The sequence below is a fragment of the Priestia sp. 3CA3 genome (assembly GCF_056836725.1).
Map to the genome: position 1 here is coordinate 34477 of NZ_JBXENJ010000007.1, position 19261 is coordinate 53737.

Consider the following 19261-nt stretch of genomic DNA (forward strand, 5'->3'; position numbering starts at 1 on the left):
TCGTTTATTTCACCTGCTGACGAAAAACTTGCATCGATTTCTTTTCATTCAGCATTGTTAACTCTTCTTCAGTTAAACGGCCGTCTCCTGATTTGACTACATAGACGTTTAATTCTTTCTTACCCCATATGTTATACACATCAGAAACAGTTTCAAAGTATAAATCAAGATGATTGCCTTTAATAGCCCCACCTTTATCTGCTACCACTCCGTACCCATAGCCCGGAATGAACAAGATCGTGCCGATTGGAAATATAGTTAAATCAGCAGCGATGGTTGAATACAAGTCACGTTTTACTTTAACGCCCGAATATGTAATACCATACCCTGGATGATTGGGATTTTTCCCAGTTGATTCGTAACCAGCTGTGTAACCCGTAGCCAATACATTCTTAGTTGGATAACGCGACCAATCAAATGCTTCTTCAATTGTCAGACGCTCTCTGTCATTGCTAGCTGCTTCAGCTCTTAGTGGTTTTAGAAATGATGGTAAGAGCCTTTCATTCATTAGAGGATGCCCTGTACTGTTTATAAAAGGCATATATTTGATGACCGTGTTTATTGGGACGCCAGTAATTGCTTCATATGTTGTAAACAGCGCTCCGACCAGTAGTAGGCACATAATGAATCGCTTTGCTATTTTTCCAATCATTGTGATTTCCACAACTCCTCTCACGAATCTATTTGTTTCCAACATAAAAACAAATTATTCGTTCGCGAGAAGAATTTACATTCAAAACATTTGGTACCCTCTTGTTCGTAAAGATTTAATGGTAATACCTGAAGCTAGTGCACCTATAAAACCAGCCATTAAAATCGCAATGTCAGCTGTGGCTAAAGATAGCACTTTTGTACCTAGCTGCTGAAAGGAGTGAGCGGGATGGTGAATGTAATCAACCGCTCTTACATCATCAATAATAAGAATAAAAATTACGGGATAAATAATGGCCATAATCCAAGACATGCGAAGCAGCATATTCAACAAGAAACCGATTCCAAAAAACAACACAAAAAACAACAAGATGGAGATAATTAGGACAGGCACACTCATTTCCATTGCTTTTCGCCTCCGTTACTCTTTATACTTTCAGTTTACTTAAGAGTAATCAAGGCGTCAATCACAGAAAAGTAAGTTAATACCAAAAAAAGCAAAAGGTTTGAAGACCTTTTGCTTTTTGTTTTAAAAGAAATTAAATTTTCCCTTTTTCAATACAAGACCTGCTCCGCCTTGAAGGAAAAGCGAGCGATTATCAACAACTTTTTTCATAAAAGATGCGCTTGAACCAAATAATTTTCGACCGTATACAACGCCAATTGCGTCATCATGCCCTAACGAACATACCGTTCCTTTAATATCTGGTTTGAACTCGCTTAATTCTTTTTGCCCTTTCATCAAACGGATAATATTTTCAGCGCAGGTACCGCCTTGTTGCATAGCGATTTGAGCTGTTGGCGGATAAGGACGTTCTGTTTCTGGATTAATCATTAGTGAACAATCTCCAATAACAAACACATCTTCATGCCCTGGTGCCAGCAAGCTATTGCTTACTTTTACACGTCCGCGCATGTTCTCAAATCCAGCTTTTTCAATTAAATGACTGCCTCGAACACCTGCAGCCCATACAACTGTTGCTGATTTGATTTCTTCCACTTGGTCATCTTTTGATACAATAATTCCTTCTTCTGTACACTCTTTAATCGCTGTTCCGATCTTGAACTCGATTCCTTTTCGTTCTAGCTGTGTTACCGCATATTCTACAAGTTCCGGATCAAAACCTGGCAAGGCCGTAGGCGCTGCTTCTACACAAATAACGCGTACTTTTTCACGCGGGATATCAAACTCTTTGCAAAGCTGAGGGACTCGATTTGCTAATTCTCCCACAAATTCAATGCCGGTAAAGCCAGCACCTCCAACAATGATTGTCAGAAGTTCGTCTCTTTTTTCCACTTCATTGTTGTACGTCGCAAACACATAATCAATATGCTCACGAATTTGACGTGCTGCATTAATGCTCGTAATGGTAAATGCATGTTCTTTTAAACCTTTAATTCCGAAAGTTTCTGCTTCATACCCTAAAGCAACAACTAAATAATCGTACGTTAGCTCACTGTTTTCAAGAAGAACACGCTTTTCATCTAACTTAATATCTACGACCGTGTCTTTAATAAATGTAACCTTATTCGTGTTAATTAAATTTTTAACAGGAACACGAGAGCGATCTTGATGAATTGTACCTGCCGATACTTCATGAAGCCATGTCGTTTCGTAATGGTAATCGTTTTTATTTACCAAAACAATTTCCGCATCACTAGCACCCAGTTTCTTTTGTAAATTAACAATTGTCATAATGCCGCCATACCCGGCACCCAAAATGACGATTTTAGGCTTTTTCATAGGAATGTCATCCACCTTTTTTAGTTATAGTCACAAGTATGTCTTACAAATATAATGATAAGAGCAATTTTATTTGGTTTGCTTTTTTATGTTAGTTTGAGCAAGAACGATCATCGCTATCCATTTATTATTCATATACGAAAAATAATGTGAATCACTTCACGTTCTTTTTTAAAAAAATACATTTTTTCTTTTTCAAAAAAATGTAAGCATAAGCCCTAGGTTGATTTACACCAACATCTTATGCTTTTTTCATCGGTTTTTCAACCCTTCACTTTGTATTTACAAGCTTTTAAATTTTCAATTACTTTCCTGTATACCCAGTTTTATATTTGACCAAAACGTGTGGTTATGTTAATGATTGCAAATACTGATCTTTAAGTTGAGAAAGTTTCTCAAACATTCCAGCGTGTTTTAATGATATTTTATAATTTACTATGCTATCATAAAGTAGAATATGCATTGGCACAGAACAATCTAGAGGTGATTATAAATGAAAGAAGATAAACAAGTATACGATATTACCATCATCGGAGGCGGCCCTACAGGCTTATTTACAGCATTTTATGGCGGTATGCGTCAGGCGAGCGTAAAAATTATTGAAAGCTTACCACAGCTCGGTGGACAGCTTTCTGCTTTATATCCTGAAAAATATATTTATGACGTAGCTGGGTTTCCAAAAGTACGTGCTCAAGAATTAGTCAATAACCTAAAAGAGCAAATGGATCAATTTAAACCTGCAGTTGCACTAGAGCAAGCAGTAGAAAAGGTAGAAAAACAAGCGGACGGTGTATTCCGATTAACTACTAATTCTGAAGTCCACTATTCAAAAACAATTATTATTACGGCTGGAAACGGTGCATTTAAGCCCCGTAAAATTGAGCTAGAAAACGCAGAACAATTCGAGCAAACGAACCTTCATTATTTTGTGGATGATATGAATAAATTCAAAGGCCGCAAAGTATTAGTATGCGGGGGTGGGGATTCTGCTGTAGACTGGTCTCTTATGTTAGAGCCGATCGCAGAAAAAGTAACGTTAACGCATCGCCGAGACAAGTTCCGCGCTCATGAACATAGCGTAGAAAACTTGCATAATTCATCAGTTGATATTAAAACACCATATGTACCAGTTGAATTTATTGGAGATGACCGTATTACACAAGTTGTGTTAGAAAATACAAAAGGTGAAGAAAAGACAGTAGTAGACGTAGATGATGTTATTGTAAACTTTGGATTTGTTTCTTCTCTAGGTCCAATTAAAGAATGGGACTTAGATTTAGAGAAAAATGCAATTGTTGTTAATTCAAAGCAAGAAACAAATATTCCTGGCATCTATGCAGCAGGTGATGTCTGCACATATGATGGAAAAGTAAAACTCATCGTGGCAGGATTTGGCGAAGGTCCGACTGCCGTTAATAACGCTAAAGCATACATTGACCCAAAGGCTCGCTTACAGCCTATGCACAGTACGTCAATGTTCTCATAAAAAAAGCAGGCTCTCGCCTGCTTTTTTTCATTGCTGGATTGGTGTAACCATTCGATGAATGATTTCACTCATCATTTCTGCATCACTGCTTATTAAACAGATTTCATAAAAGGAATGGTTTCCTTCTTGACTAGTTACGCTCATTCTGTAGGCCTTCAAGCCTTCGAGCTTGCTTAAATATTTTACTACCTCTGATTGACCGACAATACGTTCAATCAGCAGAATATGCTCTCCTTCCACTGCTCCATAGCTTTCGGCCAGAGATGCATTAGCATTTTCATAATAGCGAATGTAAGGTTCAGAATGGTTAAGAGGCGCAGAGGACGAGTTTTGATGACAGACTTCACCTGAGGAAAAAGGCAAATGTTGAACAAATAAATGCGATTCACTGAAGTGAATACTTTTTGCATCCTTAGACTCCATTTTCCTATTTTCAAGTTTTAACCAGTTTATAAACCCCTTCCATAGAATAGGCAGGGTATTTTTTTTACGAAAACTTCCATAACCTCCTACTTGTTCCGCGTCGTAACGAGTCGCATCTATCAAATCCGTTCATCTCCTCTTTTTTATTGAGTATAAAAAAGACTGATTATTCGGTCAATAAGTTTGGTAGATGATGTAACATACAAAAATTTCTCACTAAAAAAGCTTTCTTCACCTCATCTGGTGAAGAAAGCTTTTTTATAAAAATATACTTAGCACTCTTCAGGAGCACCTGCGTTGCTTGCTGTACGGAAAGAAGAGCCGCAGCCGCATGCTGCAATGGCGTTCGGGTTATCAATTGTAAACCCTCCGCCTAGCATAGATTGCTTGTAATCAATTTTTACATCTTTTAAAATTGGAGCACTTTCGCTATCTACAAGAATCTTAATGCCATGTTGTTCAAACAGCGTATCGTTTTCATTTACTTCGTGTGCAAAACCCATGCCGTAAGAAAGACCTGAGCAGCCTCCTCCGTTTACAGTAACACGTAAATAAGCATTTTCTTCTTCATGTTCTTTCATCATATCTTTTATTTGAAAGCTTGCAGCTTCTGTAATTGTTAGGATATCTTGACTCATTTTTAAACAGACCTCCTTTTTTGTTTAGTATACGACGAAATGTCTGTGACGACAAATCGTCTGCTTCTTCATTTTTAATAATAATACGTGCCGTCGCAAATCACATTGGCTGGACCTGTCATTAACACATTGCCTTTATTTTGCCAAACAATCGTTAAATCTCCTCCAGCGAGGTGTACAACAGTAGGCACATCTTTTTTCGTCTTCTCATTTAACACAGAAGAAACAACAGCAGCGCATGCTCCTGTCCCGCATGCTTGAGTGATACCCGAACCTCTTTCCCATACGCGAAAGTTCAGCTCTCTTTCGTTCACTACCTCGACAAATTCAACGTTCACTCCTTCTGGAAAACGCGCATCTTTTTCAACTACCGGACCTAGTGTAGTAAGAGGCGCTTGTTCAATATCATTTACATAAAAGACGACGTGAGGATTTCCCATTGATACAGCCGTCCCTTTTAACCGTTCTTTTCCAAATTCCATCTCTTCATCAACAACTTGGTATTGGCTTGCTCCCGTCATTGGAATTTGTTCTCTAGCTAAAATAGGCTCTCCCATATCGATTGTTACTTCTGGAACTTCATTTCCCTGCGGATGTACCGTTGCTTCTACAACTCCAGAAAGCGTTTCGATAAAAAACCTTTCGCTTGTTACTAAATTATGTTCGTATGCATATTTAGCTACACATCTTAAACCGTTTCCGCAGTTTTTTGCTTCCGAGCCGTCATTATTAAATACGCGCATTTTCACATCTGCGCGTTCAGATGGACAAATAAGAATCATTCCATCCGATCCGATTCCCGTATAAACATTTGAGACTTTTACAGCAAGCGGTGCTAACTCTTGCTCTTCTATATGTTCTTCAAACATATTTACATAGATATAGTTGTTGCCAAGTGCATGCATTTTTGTAAACTGAAATTTTTTCATATTATCACCCATTATTTTTTTATGTAGCTCTAGTATAAAGTGATTCTCTTTTGTACACAATAATATCATCCCCCGTTTTTTTAGCTCCTTAATCATAAAGATTAAGGAGTTTTTTATTTTGTCCTCCTTTAGAGTATTAAAAATCAAAAGAAGCTTTATGATTACAAAGAGGATGGTTAAAGCGCATATATTTGCGCAAAAACGCATAAAAAAGCACGGCAAGACTAGCCGTGCTTACATCATCTATTCTATTAGCCTCATGTCCCTCTCCTGCTAAAAAGAGATACGACAGCGGGGATAGTTTAAAACATTGGGTTTTCTTCTAAATGAATGTAGATATTATCTACTAACTGTTCAGGTGTTTCCGCCGTAACAATCTCTCCATTTACCAAGGCAAATAAAGATTGTGAACATTTCCCGCAATAACCTAAACATCCGTATTCAATAATATCTAGATTTGGATCTTTTTCAAGCTTTTCTAAAGCTGCTTGAGAACCGCTGGCTAAATTGCTAACGCAAAATTCAATAATTGGCTGTATCACGTTTTTTCACCTCTCTACTATTAGTTTATCCTATCTCCTTTCATTTTCAACGTCAACTTTAGAAATTCACGTTCATTTCGCGCGCGCTTTTTAGATTTATAGACTTTTTTCAAAAACGCATAAATAAGCTTTATTACGTGGATAGCTTGAAATTATGTTGAAACATATTGTGGTTTTTTATTAATTTAGTTATACTTTTATGTATAGAAAACCAAACGAGGTTATATTAAATTATTATTTAAGTAAAATATGTTATCTTATATAGCCTTTCATATCTTTTTGGCAACCATCCTTATTAACGGTAATTTGTACCCTCCTATTCTTAAAAGCAAGAATAATAGAGAGAAAACAAAAATGCATGAAGCTAAAGGGGAAATTCACATGAAGAACCTTGTCATACTGGGCGGCGGATACGGTGGTATGCGCATTTTGCAGCGCCTTTTTCCGAATCAATTGCCTAACGATGTAGAAGTAACGCTTATTGACAAAGCACCTTATCACTCACTAAAAACTGAATTCTATGCACTTGCAGCTGGAACAATCTCTGATCAACATGTCCGTGTTGCTTTTCCTGAACACCCTCGCTTAAAAATCCGCTACGGCTGTGTAAAACGAATAGACCTGAAAGAGAAATGCGTCTATGTGGATGATCAAATGATCGCTTACGATGACCTGATTGTAGGACTCGGATGCGAAGATAAATATCATGGAGTTCCCGGAGCTCTTGAGCATACATACAGCATTCAATCCATTGATGCTTCACGAGCAACTTATCAGACATTAAACAACTTACCGGCCCACGCTACTGTTTCAATTGTCGGAGCTGGATTAAGCGGAGTAGAACTGGCAAGTGAGCTAAGAGAAAGCCGCCCGGATTTAAAAATCATCTTATTTGACCGCGGTAAATTAATTTTATCTGCTTTCCCAGAACGTTTAAGCAATTACGTTCAAACTTGGTTTACTTCAAACGGTGTCGAAATTGTAAATAGTGCTAATATTACAAAAGTAGAACCGAACATTCTTTATAATCATGATGAGCCCGTTCAAAGCGATGCAATCGTGTGGACAGCAGGCATTCAGCCAAATAAAGTGGTACGCGATTTAGACGTGGAAAAAGATCCTCAAGGACGCGTCGTATTGACAAAATACCATAACTTGCCTGACGATGAAAATGTCTACATTTTGGGTGACTGTGCAAGCCTACCGCACGCCCCAAGTGCTCAGCTTGCAGAAGGTCAGGCTGAACAAATTGTGCAAGTGCTTCTTCACCGCTGGAAAGGCGAAGCGCTTCCTGATGAATTGCCAACTATTAAATTAAAAGGCATACTTGGTTCATTAGGCAAAAAGCATGGGTTTGGCTTAGTTGCCGAACGTCCGATTACAGGACGCGTAGCTCGATTATTGAAATCAGGTATTCTTTGGATGTATAAACACCACAGTGGATAAAACAAAAGCCGTTAGATGACTGACAATCTAACGGCTTTTTTCGTTATGATGCGCGGAAACCATACTTCTCCATTTCCTCAAATACGCGCTTTAATTTCGGATTGCCTTCCCCAACAACCTCTCCATTAATGACCACTACAGGATAGAATAAATCTTCTTCAATTACACGCTTGGCAAAAGCTGCTTTTTCCGGATCCGTATGCGGCTCGTTTATATCTACATACGTGATAGCAAACGGTTGGTTCGGATATTTACGAGAAATAGCTGCCTCTAGCCAATCATAGGTGTCTTTTGAAGACGGCAGGTTAACACAGCTTGCACAAACAATTTCAGCTCCATAAATACACACTTCTACCTCAGTTGACTGCATAGCACATCCCCCTTGAATCTTTACATATAAACTGTACGATTATTCACACTTTTACTTCATTATGAATACTATTTTACACAAAACTGATTCATTGCACATCTTTTTCTTTTAAGGTAACATTACGATGTATACTCCAATAGATTTTTCATGAAAGACCGTTTATAATAAGAGTAGAAGAAAGGAGTCGATAGTTATGTCAGAAATGCACGAGCAAGTTCAAGAAGTATTAGAAAAACTTCGTCCGTTTTTACTTCGCGACGGTGGAGACTGTGAGCTAGTAGACGTAGAGGATGGTATTGTAAAATTACGTCTTTTAGGCGCTTGCGGAAGCTGCCCAAGTTCAACAATTACACTAAAAGCTGGTATCGAACGTGCCCTTTTAGAAGAAGTACCTGGTGTAGTTGAAGTAGAACAAGTATTCTAATCTCTTTGATTTTATTATAAAAGCAACCTCCCATTTTATTGGGGCTTGCAAATGAAAAATCCTCATTCAAATGAATGAGGATTTTTTTATTAGCTCGTTGTGACTTCAGCTTCTACAAATACACCTTTGCGGTCAATTTGTAAAACATCTATTTCACAGTTCGGCAGTAAAGCATACATATGTTCAGCAATCGCTTTTCCTTTTCCTTTTGGTGCTAAACATAATACACTCGGACCGGCTCCGCTTAGTGACACACCGTATGCGCCGAGAGCTTTTGCTTCTTTTCGCACAAGAGAAAGTTCTGGCACGAGTCTCATGCGATATGGTTCGTGATATAAATCTTTCTCCATAAATTCGCCTACCAGAGGCAAATCTTTATTTAACAAGGCTGCTACTAGCATGTTGCCTATTGCTCCAGCTTCTACTGCATGGCGATAATTAATATCGGAAGGCAGCACATCACGGGCATCCGTTGTTTTTAATTCATATTCTGGAATAGCCATCACAATATCGACATCAAATTCAGGTATTTGAGCAATATATGTTTCCTTTTCATGATGGTAACCAACAACGATGCCGCCGTAAATAGACGGGCTGACGTTATCGGGATGTCCTTCCATTAAGCTGCTGATGCGAAGCTTTTCTCTTTTTGATAAACGCAAGTCACACAGTACATTGGCCAGCTCGATTCCAGCTACGATAGCCGATGCACTGCTTCCAAGTCCCCTTGCTAATGGAATGTTGCTCCAAACATTGACCTTCCCACTTGGAAGATCAATGTTAAATTGACGAGCCACGTCTTGTGCCACTTCATACATTAAGTTATCTGTACCTGTAGGAATACTTTGCACTTCTTTCGTTTCAGGGATAAAAACCCATTCGTCATGACGCTCTACTGTTAATCTTAAGTAGCGGGATAAAGCCACTCCAATGGAATCAAATCCTGGCCCTAAATTAGCAGAGCTAGCTGGGACCGTAATGACAAAACGCTCATTTTCTAGCATGAAGCAACGACACCTTGGATATACTCAAATACCTTTTCTTCATCATTTGGTAAAACCACTGGCTTTACGTTATGAGCATCGATTGCTACATTTGGATCTTTTAATCCATTACCTGTTAGTACAGCTACAACCGTTGAACCTTTTGCAATTTTACCAGAAGCTACATCTTTAAACACACCAGCAATTGAAGCGCAAGAACCTGGCTCTGCAAATACGCCTTCTTTGCGTGCAATTGTACGATATGCTTCTAAGATTTGTTCATCTGTCACTTCATCAATTTTTCCGTTTGATTCTTTTGCTGCGTTTACAGCATAATCCCAGCTTGCTGGATTTCCGATTCGAATAGCCGTTGCAATTGTTTCTGGATTTTCGATAACTTGATTACGCACGATCGCCGCTGCACCCTCTGCTTCAAAACCATGCATGTGAGGAAGAGACGTTTGGTGACGCTCACTGTATTCTTTGAATCCTTTCCAGTAAGCTGTAATATTCCCTGCATTCCCCACTGGGATAGCTAAAACGTCCGGCGCTTTTCCAAGCTGTTCACAAATCTCGAAAGAAGCTGTTTTTTGCCCTTCAATACGGTATGGGTTCACAGAGTTTACAAGTGCAACCGGTGATGTTTCACTTAGCTTACGAACCATAGAAAGCGCTTGGTCAAAGTTTCCTTCAATTGCTACAATTTCTGCACCATACATAACAGCTTGAGCTAATTTCCCCATCGCAATTTTCCCATTTGGAATAACAACGATACAGCGCATGCCAGCGCGTGATGCATAAGCTGCGGCAGCTGCGGATGTGTTACCTGTAGATGCACAAATAACCGTATTGCTTCCTTCTTCTTTTGCTTTTGCTACAGCCATTACCATTCCGCGGTCTTTAAATGACCCCGTTGGATTTAACCCTTCTACTTTCACATGTAAATCAATGCCTAGCTCTTTTGATAAATGAGCAAGATGAATTAAAGGCGTATTTCCTTCATGTAGCGTAAGCATAGGTGTTTTCTCTGTTACAGGTAAAAATTCTTTATATTCAGCTAATAGACCTTTCCACATCATACTGTGCCAACTCCCTCTACGCGGTAACTGCTTTTTACATTTTCTACAATTGGTAAATCCCGAAGCTGCTGAAGGATTTCCTCATAATCTTTTTGAGACGTTTTGTGTGTAACAACAACAATCTCAGCTAATTCGCTTCCTTTCACAGGAAGTTGGATAATTTTTTCGAAGCTCACGTCACGCTCTGAAAACAGTGTTGTTAATTTTGCAAATGCGCCAACTTGATCTTTAACGTGAATACGTAAGAAATGTTTTGAAAACATTTCATCTTCTGCTTTTAACTGTTTTGGATACTGAGGTGTTACCGCACTTTTACCATTTACACCTAAACGCATGTTTTTCATAACGCCTACTAAATCGGATACGACAGCAGTGGCAGTTGGCAGGCTTCCTGCCCCCGGTCCATAAAACATCGTCTCTCCGACAGCTTCTCCGTATACATACACAGCATTGTACTCATCGCTTACTGAAGCAAGAGGATGTGTATCTGCTAAAAGAGTTGGCTGAACACTCACTTCTACATTGTCACCGTCACGATGTGCATATCCAATCAGTTTCATCGTATAACCTAGTTGTTTACTATATTGCAAGTCTTCTTCCGTTACTTCTGTAATACCTTGAACACGAACATCATCCAAATCAATTTTCATTGAAAACCCTAGTGTAGCCAAGATTGCCATTTTACGAGCAGCATCTAAACCACCTACGTCAGAAGTTGGATCCGCTTCAGCATATCCTAAATCCTGCGCTTCTTTTAACACTTCATCATAGGCGCTTCCTTCTTTTGTCATTTTCGTTAAAATGAAGTTTGTTGTTCCATTGACAATTCCCATCATCTTCGTAATACGATCAGATGCTAACCCATCTGCTAATCCGCGAAGGATTGGAATACCGCCAGCTACACTTGCTTCATAAAATAAATCACAATTATTTTCAGAAGCTACTGTTAACAATTCTGAGCCGTAAACCGCCATTAAATCTTTGTTTGCCGTTACCACATGCTTTTTATTACGAAGGGCTGTTAAGATATAGTCTCTTGTTTCTTCAACGCCACCCATTACTTCAATGACAACGTCAATCTCCGCGTTATGTAAAACGTCTTCAACATTCGTTGTTAATTTATCTTCACTGATCTCCACGTCACGTTTCTTATCAATATCTTTAACTACTACTTTTTTAACTTCTACAGGACATCCGACTTGATGACTTAATTTATCCTGATGATTTTCAATAATTTTGACTACTCCGCTTCCTACCGTTCCTAACCCTAATAATCCTACTGAAATACTTTTTGTCATATTCCTCACCTCTGTGTTCTTTCTACGTATACATTTGTTCTCTTATAGAGGACATTATAGACCTTATTTTTCTTTTTTACAAGGTTTACTGGCCATCTTTTCTCGTAAACTTGTTAAAAAAATTGGTATATAAAGATAAATGTAAATTTTTAAAATATTTCATTTTATTATCATAACATGGCTACCACTGTTTTTTAATAAAAAAAAGACAATTTCACTGAAATGAAATTGCCTTTTTCCATTATGATTTTTTCGCAAACGCTTCTTTATTTACAATTGTAATAGGAGACTCGTTTGTGAGCACTGCTTTAATGTTTTTTACGCATAAAGAAATCATTTCCGTGCGCGTTTCGATACTCGCACTGCCGATGTGAGGAAGCGCTACAACATTAGGCAATTGAAGAAGAGGGTGAGAAGCAGAAATAGGCTCTTGATCGAATACATCCAAGCCAGCTCCGGCAATTTCACCTGATTGAATTGCATGTAACAGTGCTTGCTCATCAACCACTGCTCCTCTTGAAGCATTAATAAAAATCGCTGTTGTTTTCATCTGTTTAAATGCTTCAGCATTAAATAAATGTTTGGTTTCGTCCGTTAACGGTGTCAAACAAACAATAAAATCAGATCGCTCAAGCAGCTCATTTAACTCACAGTAAACTGCATCGAGCTTTTGTTCTGCTTGGAGGTTGCGGCTCCGATTGTGATACAAGATTTCCATATCAAAACCTGTAGCACGTTTCGCAAGCGTCTCTCCAATTTTCCCCATTCCAACAATACCTAATGTTTTATGATGAACATCTCTACCCGCTAACAAAAATGGGCTCCAGCTTTTCCACTGATTTTCTTTCACGTATTCAGCAGCTTCTACTAAACGTCTAGCTACACTCATTAACAAACCAAACGTTAAATCCGCTGTTGTATCAGATAAAACATCGGGTGTATTAGAAACGATAACTCCGCGTTCAGTTGCCGCTTCTATGTCAATATTATCGAATCCGACCGCTAAGTTAGCTACAAGCTTTAAATGAGGAGCTTGCGTAAGCAATTCACTGTCAATACGGTCTGAAAGCATTGTTAATAGAGCATGTGCGTGCTTAGCTTTTTCACAAAGCAGCTCATGAGGAACTGCCTCATCTTCTTTATCCCACATTTCCACATTCGCTACTGCCTTTAAAGGTTCAATTAATTCATTCGGTATTTTTCTCGTAATAAATACAAACGGCTTGTCCATATGTACGCCACCTCTTTATCCTTTTTAAACTGCATGCACAAAAACAAAATAGAAAAACGGGTTTGGATTATCCAACACCTATTTTTCTATTTTATCATATTCTATAGTAATCGCTTTTTAATGAATCCATGTTAATTCAGGAATGTGATAACGAGACGTTGAAATGCCTACCGACTGGTAAAAGCGCTTCAGAAAAGCTTCGTAGTGAGAAGAATGAGCTAATACTCCTTCAAGCTTCTCATAATACTTTTGTTTTTCCCGCTCATCTTGTACACTGTAGTATCCTTCAATGACCTCAAAATAATGAACGGGAAAAAGAAGTCTAGCATATAACAGTCTCCATGAAAAAGAAGAAAGTGGATTTACCTTTTCGTATTCACTTAAAAACTGATGCATGTGCCTTTCATCGACAGCGTATGTTAATAAATATTGTTCCCTTATATATTCAGCTATATCTCTGCTAGGGTGATCGAAAACCCAGTCTGCCGGGAGCTTGTAAACGTGGTCTTCCCCCCATGTTTTTTGGCCGAACCGATGATGACAAATCGTCGCAGCGTCAACTGACCGGGGCAAATCGTCAATTTCCGTGTCTACTAGGTATTGAATAGCATTTTCCGTTAATCCTAGGTAATAAGGAAAAGTTTCTAAAAAACGTTTTTCCATCTCTTGATTAGGTAAAGCACGTAATCTTCCATACCAAAATTGCTCCATCTGGTCGAGACGCTTCTCCCACATGGACTTCCATTGCCCTAGCCGGTTTGCTTTTTCCACTTCATAAGGAAACAGCCTCCCTTTTTGATGAAAAACAGCTAGCTCGTGCCCAGGTGAAAAATTGGGGTTTTTCTCTTCCGCAAGACATCGGCAAATGATAAATTTTTCAGTTTCAGTTTCTGTAATCATTTCTCCATTTAAATTAGGCATAAATGTTGCCACATGGCGATCACCTTGGCCCATCAGAAATTGACTCATTTGATATAGTTCATTTAACTCGTCTTGTTCCATTTGCTTTACATTAATGATTGTATATAAAATATCTCGATACTGAAAACCTTCAAATTTACCAACGGGCATAAATTCATTTGGACGTAATCCGTAATGCTCATAAATGGTTTGTATCATTTTAATCCCTCTCTTCATTCATTCAAGAAATTATATGATGGAAAACAACATTACTTGTCATAATATTTACGGAGGAATGAATAGATTAGAAATACACCATTTATAGTTATTTACTCCGGGTTAGTAGTATGAAACAACTTTAGACTTAAAAATATATAGAAAACAGGTGATGATACTTGGAGAAAAAACATACACAAAGTGAATTAGAAAAAAAAGCAAGAGAATGGTTAATAGAACGCGGCGTGGCTCTTACAGACATTGCTGAACTGGTCTATTACTTGCAAAAAAAGTATCACCCAAACTTAACAATCGAAGACTGTCTATATAACGTTGAGCGCGTCATTTCTAAACGAGAAGTTCAAAATGCTATTTTAACGGGTATTCAACTAGATGTCCTCACTGAAAAAAAAGTGATTGAGCCGCCTCTGTTGGATATTCTTGAGAAAGATGAAGGTTTATACGGTATCGACGAAATTTTAGCATTATCGATTGTAAATGTGTACGGATCAATCGGCTTTACCAATTACGGGTATATTGATAAACAAAAGCCGGGTATTTTAGAAAGATTAAACGATAAATCTACTGGAGAGTGCCACACTTTCTTAGATGATTTAGTAGGCGCAATTGCTGCCGCTGCTTCTAGCCGGTTAGCGCATCGGGCTGCCAGTCAAGAATAGGTTTTAAAAACAAAAAAAGCTGTCAATTGACAGCTTTTTAAATTCGCTCCATCCACTCTTTTAGTGAATCTACCGTATAAGTTGGCTTTTTCTCATATCCTTCTAGTAACTCTCTTGTTGTTACCCCTGTATGGACTAATAATGTATCTAAGCCTGCATTCATCCCTGCTAAAATATCTGTATCATAGTAATCACCAATCATGATTGTTTCTTCTTTTGGCGTACCGATGACTTCAAGGGCTTGCTCCATAATAATACTTTCTGGTTTACCAATAAATACTGGATTTGTTTGAGTAGAAACCGTAATAACGGACGTGATAGATCCATTACCAGGCAGTAAGCCTCTTTCAGTAGGAATCGCAATATCTCCGTTCGTCGAAACAAAAAAGGCCCCGTTTCGAACGTTTAAACATGCTTTTGCTAATTTTTCATATGTAATTTCCTGATCCAAACCAACAACTACGAAATCCGTATCTTCCTCTTCAATGGTAAATCCTTTTTCAAGCAACGCATGTCGGATTCCTTCTCCACCAATTACATAAGCTGAAGCGTTTGCTTTGCGTTCATGCAAATAATTAGCTGTTGCCTGGCTCGTTGTAAAAACTTGCTCTTCTGTTGCAGGAATGCCAAATGCCTCTAGCTTTTCAGCTACTTTATCGGGCGTTTTTGTTGAGTTGTTTGTTACAAATAAATAAGGAATTCCTTTTTCCTTTAATTTAATAACAAAATCACGCGCCTCGGCAATTAGCTCTGTTCCTTTGTACATGGTTCCATCTAAATCAATCAAATATCCTTTATATTCCTTCATGTTGTGTGATCTCCTTTCAAGTCTCATACTTGAAATCATAGCTTATTTTTTATACAACTACAAATTGCTTGCCTTTAGTTACGAAAAGCAGACACAGGTCCTAACTCTGTCTCTAAATATGTCCTTACGCGCTCTGAAAATGCCGCCAGTACGTCTTTATGCTGCATCACTTTTTGATAAATATCCTGATGATTAACATCCACATATTCTTGAACAAGGCTTTTACGCAATTGAACAATCTCTTTTAATGGTGTTTCTTCCTCTTTTTTAACCACTTTCTCATCAACTAAAATGTCAATGATATCATCGTAACTGCCTGGGTCTCTCATAATAAAACCATCAATCATTGCATTTCCTACATCTAAAACGTTTTCAATTAAAAGATGTACAATTCTCTCTAATGCCTTTTTCTCTATTTCTGTGTTCCAGCTCGAATGCTCAGCAAACAAACGAACGTGTTCATCAAAAAAAACAAGCGTGGCTTCTATTTTTTCACGATCTACAAAGTACATATTATTTCCTCCCTAGTTGTCAGCTCTGTATAAATCTTCTTTCATAAACAAACGGGGTTCCTGTTCTATTTTATCATGACCCATTATCCATTTGATAAATTCATTTTTGTTTTTGACCTTATTTGATATGATACAAATACAACCTATGAAAGGAGTATACCTATGAGCGAACGCTTTTATCTATATGACGATGTCGTCTCTACAAAGACCCGGTTTGTCAGCTTTATGGGCGAAAATCAACGATTTGATTTAGCCATTATCCAAACCGACCGTTATTATGGCAAACAAGTTGTTCTTGATATTCAAGGAGGACGCTTTGCCATCATTGGACAAGACGACCTTGAAGAACCCCACTATCTTGAAGAAGTATTTAAACTAAACAGCGAAGATGGTCAGGAACTTCGCGAATTTTTATATGAAATCATCTAAAAAAAAAGGCAGCGTGAAGGACAATTAGTGTCTTCGGCTTGCCTTTTTTTACTTATGGACTTTTTTTAAGACAAAATACGCACAGCCAAAATTACAATATTCATGTAAATAATCTTGAAGCGTACTAATCTTCGTATCATATGTTGCCTTCTGGTTACGATCATCAAAAAAGCCTCGCAGTCGAAGCTGATTGTATCCCCAATCTCCCACAATATAGTCATAGCGGCTCAGCACGTCGATAAAGCGACCTCTAAACGCCTCTTCATTAAATGCCTCGCGCTCATCTTTTAATACTTCATAACAAATATTATTGATACAGACCATTGCTCACACCTCTTCTCTTAAAATTTACCATACCATAATTATGATGATGAAACCATCAATTAACATGAAATTTTTCACGTATAAGCAGCACTCTAATCCTGTAGGAGTTTTATCGGTATACCTACTGATCTTTTATGCTCCACATGAAGGTTCGCCGGTTTACCTGGCGTACGATATTTAACTACAGGAGGTGGAAATGGTGAAGAAATCTATTCTTGGAATCGCTTTAATAACAAGTATTTTAACCATTGGCTGTCAAAATAAAAACACAGCTGAAAATGAAAATTTATCACCAAACAACCCAGATGCCATTAATGTAAACGAGCCTAATCATTATTATAATCCAAATAATAATAGCGGCACAAATTATGGATATGTCCGATACACTAAAAACACAAATGAACAAAGTTCCAATATGAACCAAGTAGGAACATTTAACCGAGAGGAAGCAGCCGACAATATTAGTAAACTGAGCACCGCTATCCCAAATATTAAACAAGCCGCTACGCTAGTAACGGATAAAGATGTGCTTGTTGCTTATAAAACAGATGCTAAAAACAGGAATAACGCAGCCGATCAGGTAAAACGTACAGCTATGTCTGTAGTCCCTCGTTATTATCATGTATACGTCTCAGATAATCCGAAACAGATGGACCAAATCGAAAATATCAGTGAAATGAATACACAAACAAATGATGCTAGAAAACGAATCGATGCTGTTATTCAACAAATGCTAAAATCTCCCCAAGGGCGTAAAATGAACGGCGGAGAAGATGCAAATGGAAGAGAGAAAAACGAATTGAATGAACCGATGACTGACAAAGATATGGTGGAATAAACAACACAGATAAATTTTACGTTAACCGTAACAAAAAAAACGAACCACTAATCAAACAATTTGATTAATGGTTCGTTTTTCACTTCGGCTAAACTACTTTCGTCCCAGCCTCTTTTTACCTTATTTACTTTCTTGTGCTTTATTTTTGGCAGCAGCGTTAACTTGCTCATCTGCATGGTAAGAAGAACGTACAAGAGGACCTGCTTCGACATGGCTGAATCCTTTTGATAATGCAATTTCTTTTAGCTCTTCAAACTCATTTGGATGGTAATATTTCTGAACTTTTATGTGCTTTTTAGTTGGCTGTAGATATTGGCCTAGCGTCATAATATCTACATTGTTCGCACGCAAATCATCCATCGTTTCAATAATTTCTTCTTTTGTTTCTCCTAGACCAAGCATGATACTTGATTTTGTAGGGATATCCGGCTGCATTTCTTTTGCACGGCGAAGGAACTCAAGAGAACGCTCATATTTAGCACGAGCACGAACACGAGGCGTAAGGCTGCGTACTGTTTCAATATTATGGTTTAAAATATCAGGACGTGCGTCCATTACAATACGTAAGTTCTCTTCCACACCGCCCATATCAGAAGGCAATACTTCAATTGTTGTGAATGGATTTTTACGACGAATCGCACGAATTGTTTCAGCTAATACGCTTGCTCCTCCGTCTTTTAAATCATCGCGAGCTACTACTGTGATAACCGCATGTTTTAAGTTCATTAGCTGAACAGAATCTGCTACGCGTTCTGGCTCTTCTAAATCTAATTCTGTTGGTAAACCTGTCTTAACCGCGCAAAAACGACAGGCACGTGTACATACTTCTCCTAAAATCATAAAAGTTGCCGTACGACGAACAGCCCAACACTCATGAATATTCGGACATCTTGCTTCTTCACAAACTGTATGAAGGTTTTTCTCACGCATCATTTTCTTTAAGCCTGTGTAATTTTCGTTTGTGTTTAGCTTAATCTTCAGCCACTCGGGTTTGCGGACATGCTCTTCTTTTGTTGCCATATTATCAACTCCACCAATCTAGAAAATGTCTATAACCTATATGCTTAATTTTAACTACATATTAAAAACATAACTATATGTCACTTTATCATAAAAAAGTGAGATTCGACAAGTTGTCTGCTCTTTATTTTCCTCAGTTTTCTTCTATTTTCCATCCAAATGTGTGCGTTTTCATCCTCCGTATAATTTCCATTTATCTTCTGAATAAAATTCTTTTAAAAAGTTTTGAAGCGATTTCCATTAATTAATATTTATGAAATCTTTTTTCTCGCTGCAAACTAGTGTTACAC

At 38.1% G+C, this 19261-nt stretch carries 23 protein-coding genes; 6 read left to right on the forward strand and 17 right to left on the reverse strand.

Annotated elements, in window-relative coordinates; all coding sequences use genetic code 11:
• Positions 1-4 precede the first annotated feature (4 nt).
• The 3 genes from AC1VNJ_RS18650 to AC1VNJ_RS18660 all read right to left on the reverse strand — a co-directional run bounded on the left by AC1VNJ_RS18650 (position 5) and on the right by AC1VNJ_RS18660 (position 2395).
• Positions 5-652 (reverse strand): 3D domain-containing protein, encoded by a 648-nt coding sequence (locus tag AC1VNJ_RS18650; RefSeq protein ID WP_034264182.1) that lies wholly within the window; start codon positions 650-652, stop codon positions 5-7.
• 81 nt (positions 653-733) lie between these two features.
• Positions 734-1057, reverse strand: coding sequence for a YuiB family protein (locus AC1VNJ_RS18655; RefSeq protein ID WP_482641173.1), 324 nt, complete (start codon positions 1055-1057; stop codon positions 734-736).
• Between the two features lie 123 nt (positions 1058-1180).
• Entirely contained in the window at positions 1181-2395 is a 1215-nt protein-coding gene (locus AC1VNJ_RS18660) for an NAD(P)/FAD-dependent oxidoreductase (RefSeq protein WP_367072201.1), read from the reverse strand.
• Between the two features lie 493 nt (positions 2396-2888).
• Here AC1VNJ_RS18660 and AC1VNJ_RS18665 point away from each other — a divergent pair, with 493 nt between their 5' ends.
• The gene (locus tag AC1VNJ_RS18665) at positions 2889-3881 is read left to right on the forward strand and encodes an NAD(P)/FAD-dependent oxidoreductase (RefSeq protein WP_013059618.1); all 993 of its coding nucleotides are present in this window, start codon (positions 2889-2891) and stop codon (positions 3879-3881) included.
• Positions 3882-3908: 27 nt separating this feature from the next.
• On the opposite strand, the gene AC1VNJ_RS18670 is transcribed toward AC1VNJ_RS18665, so the two are convergent.
• The 4 genes from AC1VNJ_RS18670 to AC1VNJ_RS18685 form a co-directional block, all read right to left on the reverse strand.
• Positions 3909-4427 carry a hypothetical protein gene (locus AC1VNJ_RS18670; protein WP_033580455.1) on the reverse strand — a complete coding sequence of 173 codons (519 nt, stop codon included), beginning with the start codon at positions 4425-4427 and terminating at the stop codon, positions 3909-3911.
• A gap of 149 nt (positions 4428-4576) precedes the next feature.
• Positions 4577-4942 carry a HesB/IscA family protein gene (locus AC1VNJ_RS18675; protein ID WP_025752687.1) on the reverse strand — a complete coding sequence of 122 codons (366 nt, stop codon included), beginning with the start codon at positions 4940-4942 and terminating at the stop codon, positions 4577-4579.
• Between the two features lie 74 nt (positions 4943-5016).
• Positions 5017-5871, reverse strand: coding sequence for a diaminopimelate epimerase (gene dapF, locus AC1VNJ_RS18680; RefSeq protein WP_098627080.1), 855 nt, complete (start codon positions 5869-5871; stop codon positions 5017-5019).
• 302 nt (positions 5872-6173) lie between these two features.
• Positions 6174-6413 (reverse strand): YuzB family protein, encoded by a 240-nt coding sequence (locus tag AC1VNJ_RS18685; protein WP_033580454.1) that lies wholly within the window; start codon positions 6411-6413, stop codon positions 6174-6176.
• 381 nt (positions 6414-6794) lie between these two features.
• On the opposite strand from AC1VNJ_RS18685, the gene AC1VNJ_RS18690 reads away from it, so the two are divergent.
• Positions 6795-7859, forward strand: coding sequence for an NAD(P)/FAD-dependent oxidoreductase (locus AC1VNJ_RS18690; protein ID WP_028412619.1), 1065 nt, complete (start codon positions 6795-6797; stop codon positions 7857-7859).
• Positions 7860-7902: 43 nt separating this feature from the next.
• Here the strand turns inward: AC1VNJ_RS18690 and AC1VNJ_RS18695 are convergent, their stop codons facing one another.
• Positions 7903-8229, reverse strand: a complete 327-nt coding sequence (locus AC1VNJ_RS18695; RefSeq protein WP_033580453.1) for a YuzD family protein — start codon at positions 8227-8229, stop codon at positions 7903-7905.
• Positions 8230-8422: 193 nt separating this feature from the next.
• On the opposite strand from AC1VNJ_RS18695, the gene AC1VNJ_RS18700 reads away from it, so the two are divergent.
• Positions 8423-8653, forward strand: coding sequence for a NifU family protein (locus AC1VNJ_RS18700; RefSeq protein WP_013059625.1), 231 nt, complete (start codon positions 8423-8425; stop codon positions 8651-8653).
• An 89-nt stretch (positions 8654-8742) separates the two neighbouring features.
• On the opposite strand, the gene thrB is transcribed toward AC1VNJ_RS18700, so the two are convergent.
• The 5 genes from thrB to yutH all read right to left on the reverse strand — a co-directional run bounded on the left by thrB (position 8743) and on the right by yutH (position 14363).
• Positions 8743-9657, reverse strand: coding sequence for a homoserine kinase (thrB, locus tag AC1VNJ_RS18705; protein WP_047749611.1), 915 nt, complete (start codon positions 9655-9657; stop codon positions 8743-8745).
• The gene (gene thrC, locus AC1VNJ_RS18710; protein ID WP_025752680.1) at positions 9651-10712 is read right to left on the reverse strand and encodes a threonine synthase; all 1062 of its coding nucleotides are present in this window, start codon (positions 10710-10712) and stop codon (positions 9651-9653) included. Before thrC ends, thrB begins: the two co-directional genes overlap by 7 nt.
• Complete coding sequence (locus AC1VNJ_RS18715; protein ID WP_482641174.1) at positions 10712-12013, reverse strand: homoserine dehydrogenase; 1302 nt, start codon at positions 12011-12013, stop codon at positions 10712-10714. The genes thrC and AC1VNJ_RS18715 overlap by 1 nt, the downstream gene beginning before the upstream one ends.
• 241 nt (positions 12014-12254) lie before the next feature.
• Positions 12255-13244, reverse strand: a complete 990-nt coding sequence (locus AC1VNJ_RS18720; protein ID WP_033580451.1) for a 2-hydroxyacid dehydrogenase — start codon at positions 13242-13244, stop codon at positions 12255-12257.
• 117 nt (positions 13245-13361) lie between these two features.
• A complete protein-coding gene (yutH, locus tag AC1VNJ_RS18725; RefSeq protein ID WP_028412623.1) occupies positions 13362-14363 on the reverse strand; it encodes a spore coat putative kinase YutH in 1002 nt (333 codons plus the stop codon).
• A gap of 176 nt (positions 14364-14539) precedes the next feature.
• Between yutH and AC1VNJ_RS18730 the strand changes: the two genes are divergently transcribed.
• Positions 14540-15040, forward strand: coding sequence for a phosphatidylglycerophosphatase A family protein (locus tag AC1VNJ_RS18730; RefSeq protein WP_013059631.1), 501 nt, complete (start codon positions 14540-14542; stop codon positions 15038-15040).
• Positions 15041-15077: 37 nt separating this feature from the next.
• Here AC1VNJ_RS18730 and AC1VNJ_RS18735 read toward each other — a convergent pair whose 3' ends face one another.
• Together AC1VNJ_RS18735 and AC1VNJ_RS18740 are read right to left on the reverse strand one after the other, a co-directional pair.
• Positions 15078-15848, reverse strand: coding sequence for a TIGR01457 family HAD-type hydrolase (locus AC1VNJ_RS18735; protein WP_013059632.1), 771 nt, complete (start codon positions 15846-15848; stop codon positions 15078-15080).
• A 74-nt stretch (positions 15849-15922) separates the two neighbouring features.
• Positions 15923-16360, reverse strand: a complete 438-nt coding sequence (locus AC1VNJ_RS18740; protein ID WP_013085332.1) for a DUF86 domain-containing protein — start codon at positions 16358-16360, stop codon at positions 15923-15925.
• A 162-nt stretch (positions 16361-16522) separates the two neighbouring features.
• Here AC1VNJ_RS18740 and AC1VNJ_RS18745 point away from each other — a divergent pair, with 162 nt between their 5' ends.
• Complete coding sequence (locus AC1VNJ_RS18745) at positions 16523-16789, forward strand: DUF3055 domain-containing protein (RefSeq protein ID WP_033580450.1); 267 nt, start codon at positions 16523-16525, stop codon at positions 16787-16789.
• Positions 16790-16837: 48 nt separating this feature from the next.
• Here AC1VNJ_RS18745 and AC1VNJ_RS18750 read toward each other — a convergent pair whose 3' ends face one another.
• The gene (locus AC1VNJ_RS18750; RefSeq protein ID WP_013059635.1) at positions 16838-17113 is read right to left on the reverse strand and encodes a YutD family protein; all 276 of its coding nucleotides are present in this window, start codon (positions 17111-17113) and stop codon (positions 16838-16840) included.
• 196 nt (positions 17114-17309) lie between these two features.
• Here AC1VNJ_RS18750 and AC1VNJ_RS18755 point away from each other — a divergent pair, with 196 nt between their 5' ends.
• Positions 17310-17951, forward strand: coding sequence for a YhcN/YlaJ family sporulation lipoprotein (locus AC1VNJ_RS18755; RefSeq protein ID WP_033580449.1), 642 nt, complete (start codon positions 17310-17312; stop codon positions 17949-17951).
• Between the two features lie 120 nt (positions 17952-18071).
• On the opposite strand, the gene lipA is transcribed toward AC1VNJ_RS18755, so the two are convergent.
• Positions 18072-18971 (reverse strand): lipoyl synthase, encoded by a 900-nt coding sequence (gene lipA, locus AC1VNJ_RS18760; RefSeq protein WP_013059637.1) that lies wholly within the window; start codon positions 18969-18971, stop codon positions 18072-18074.
• Positions 18972-19261: the final 290 nt, after the last annotated feature.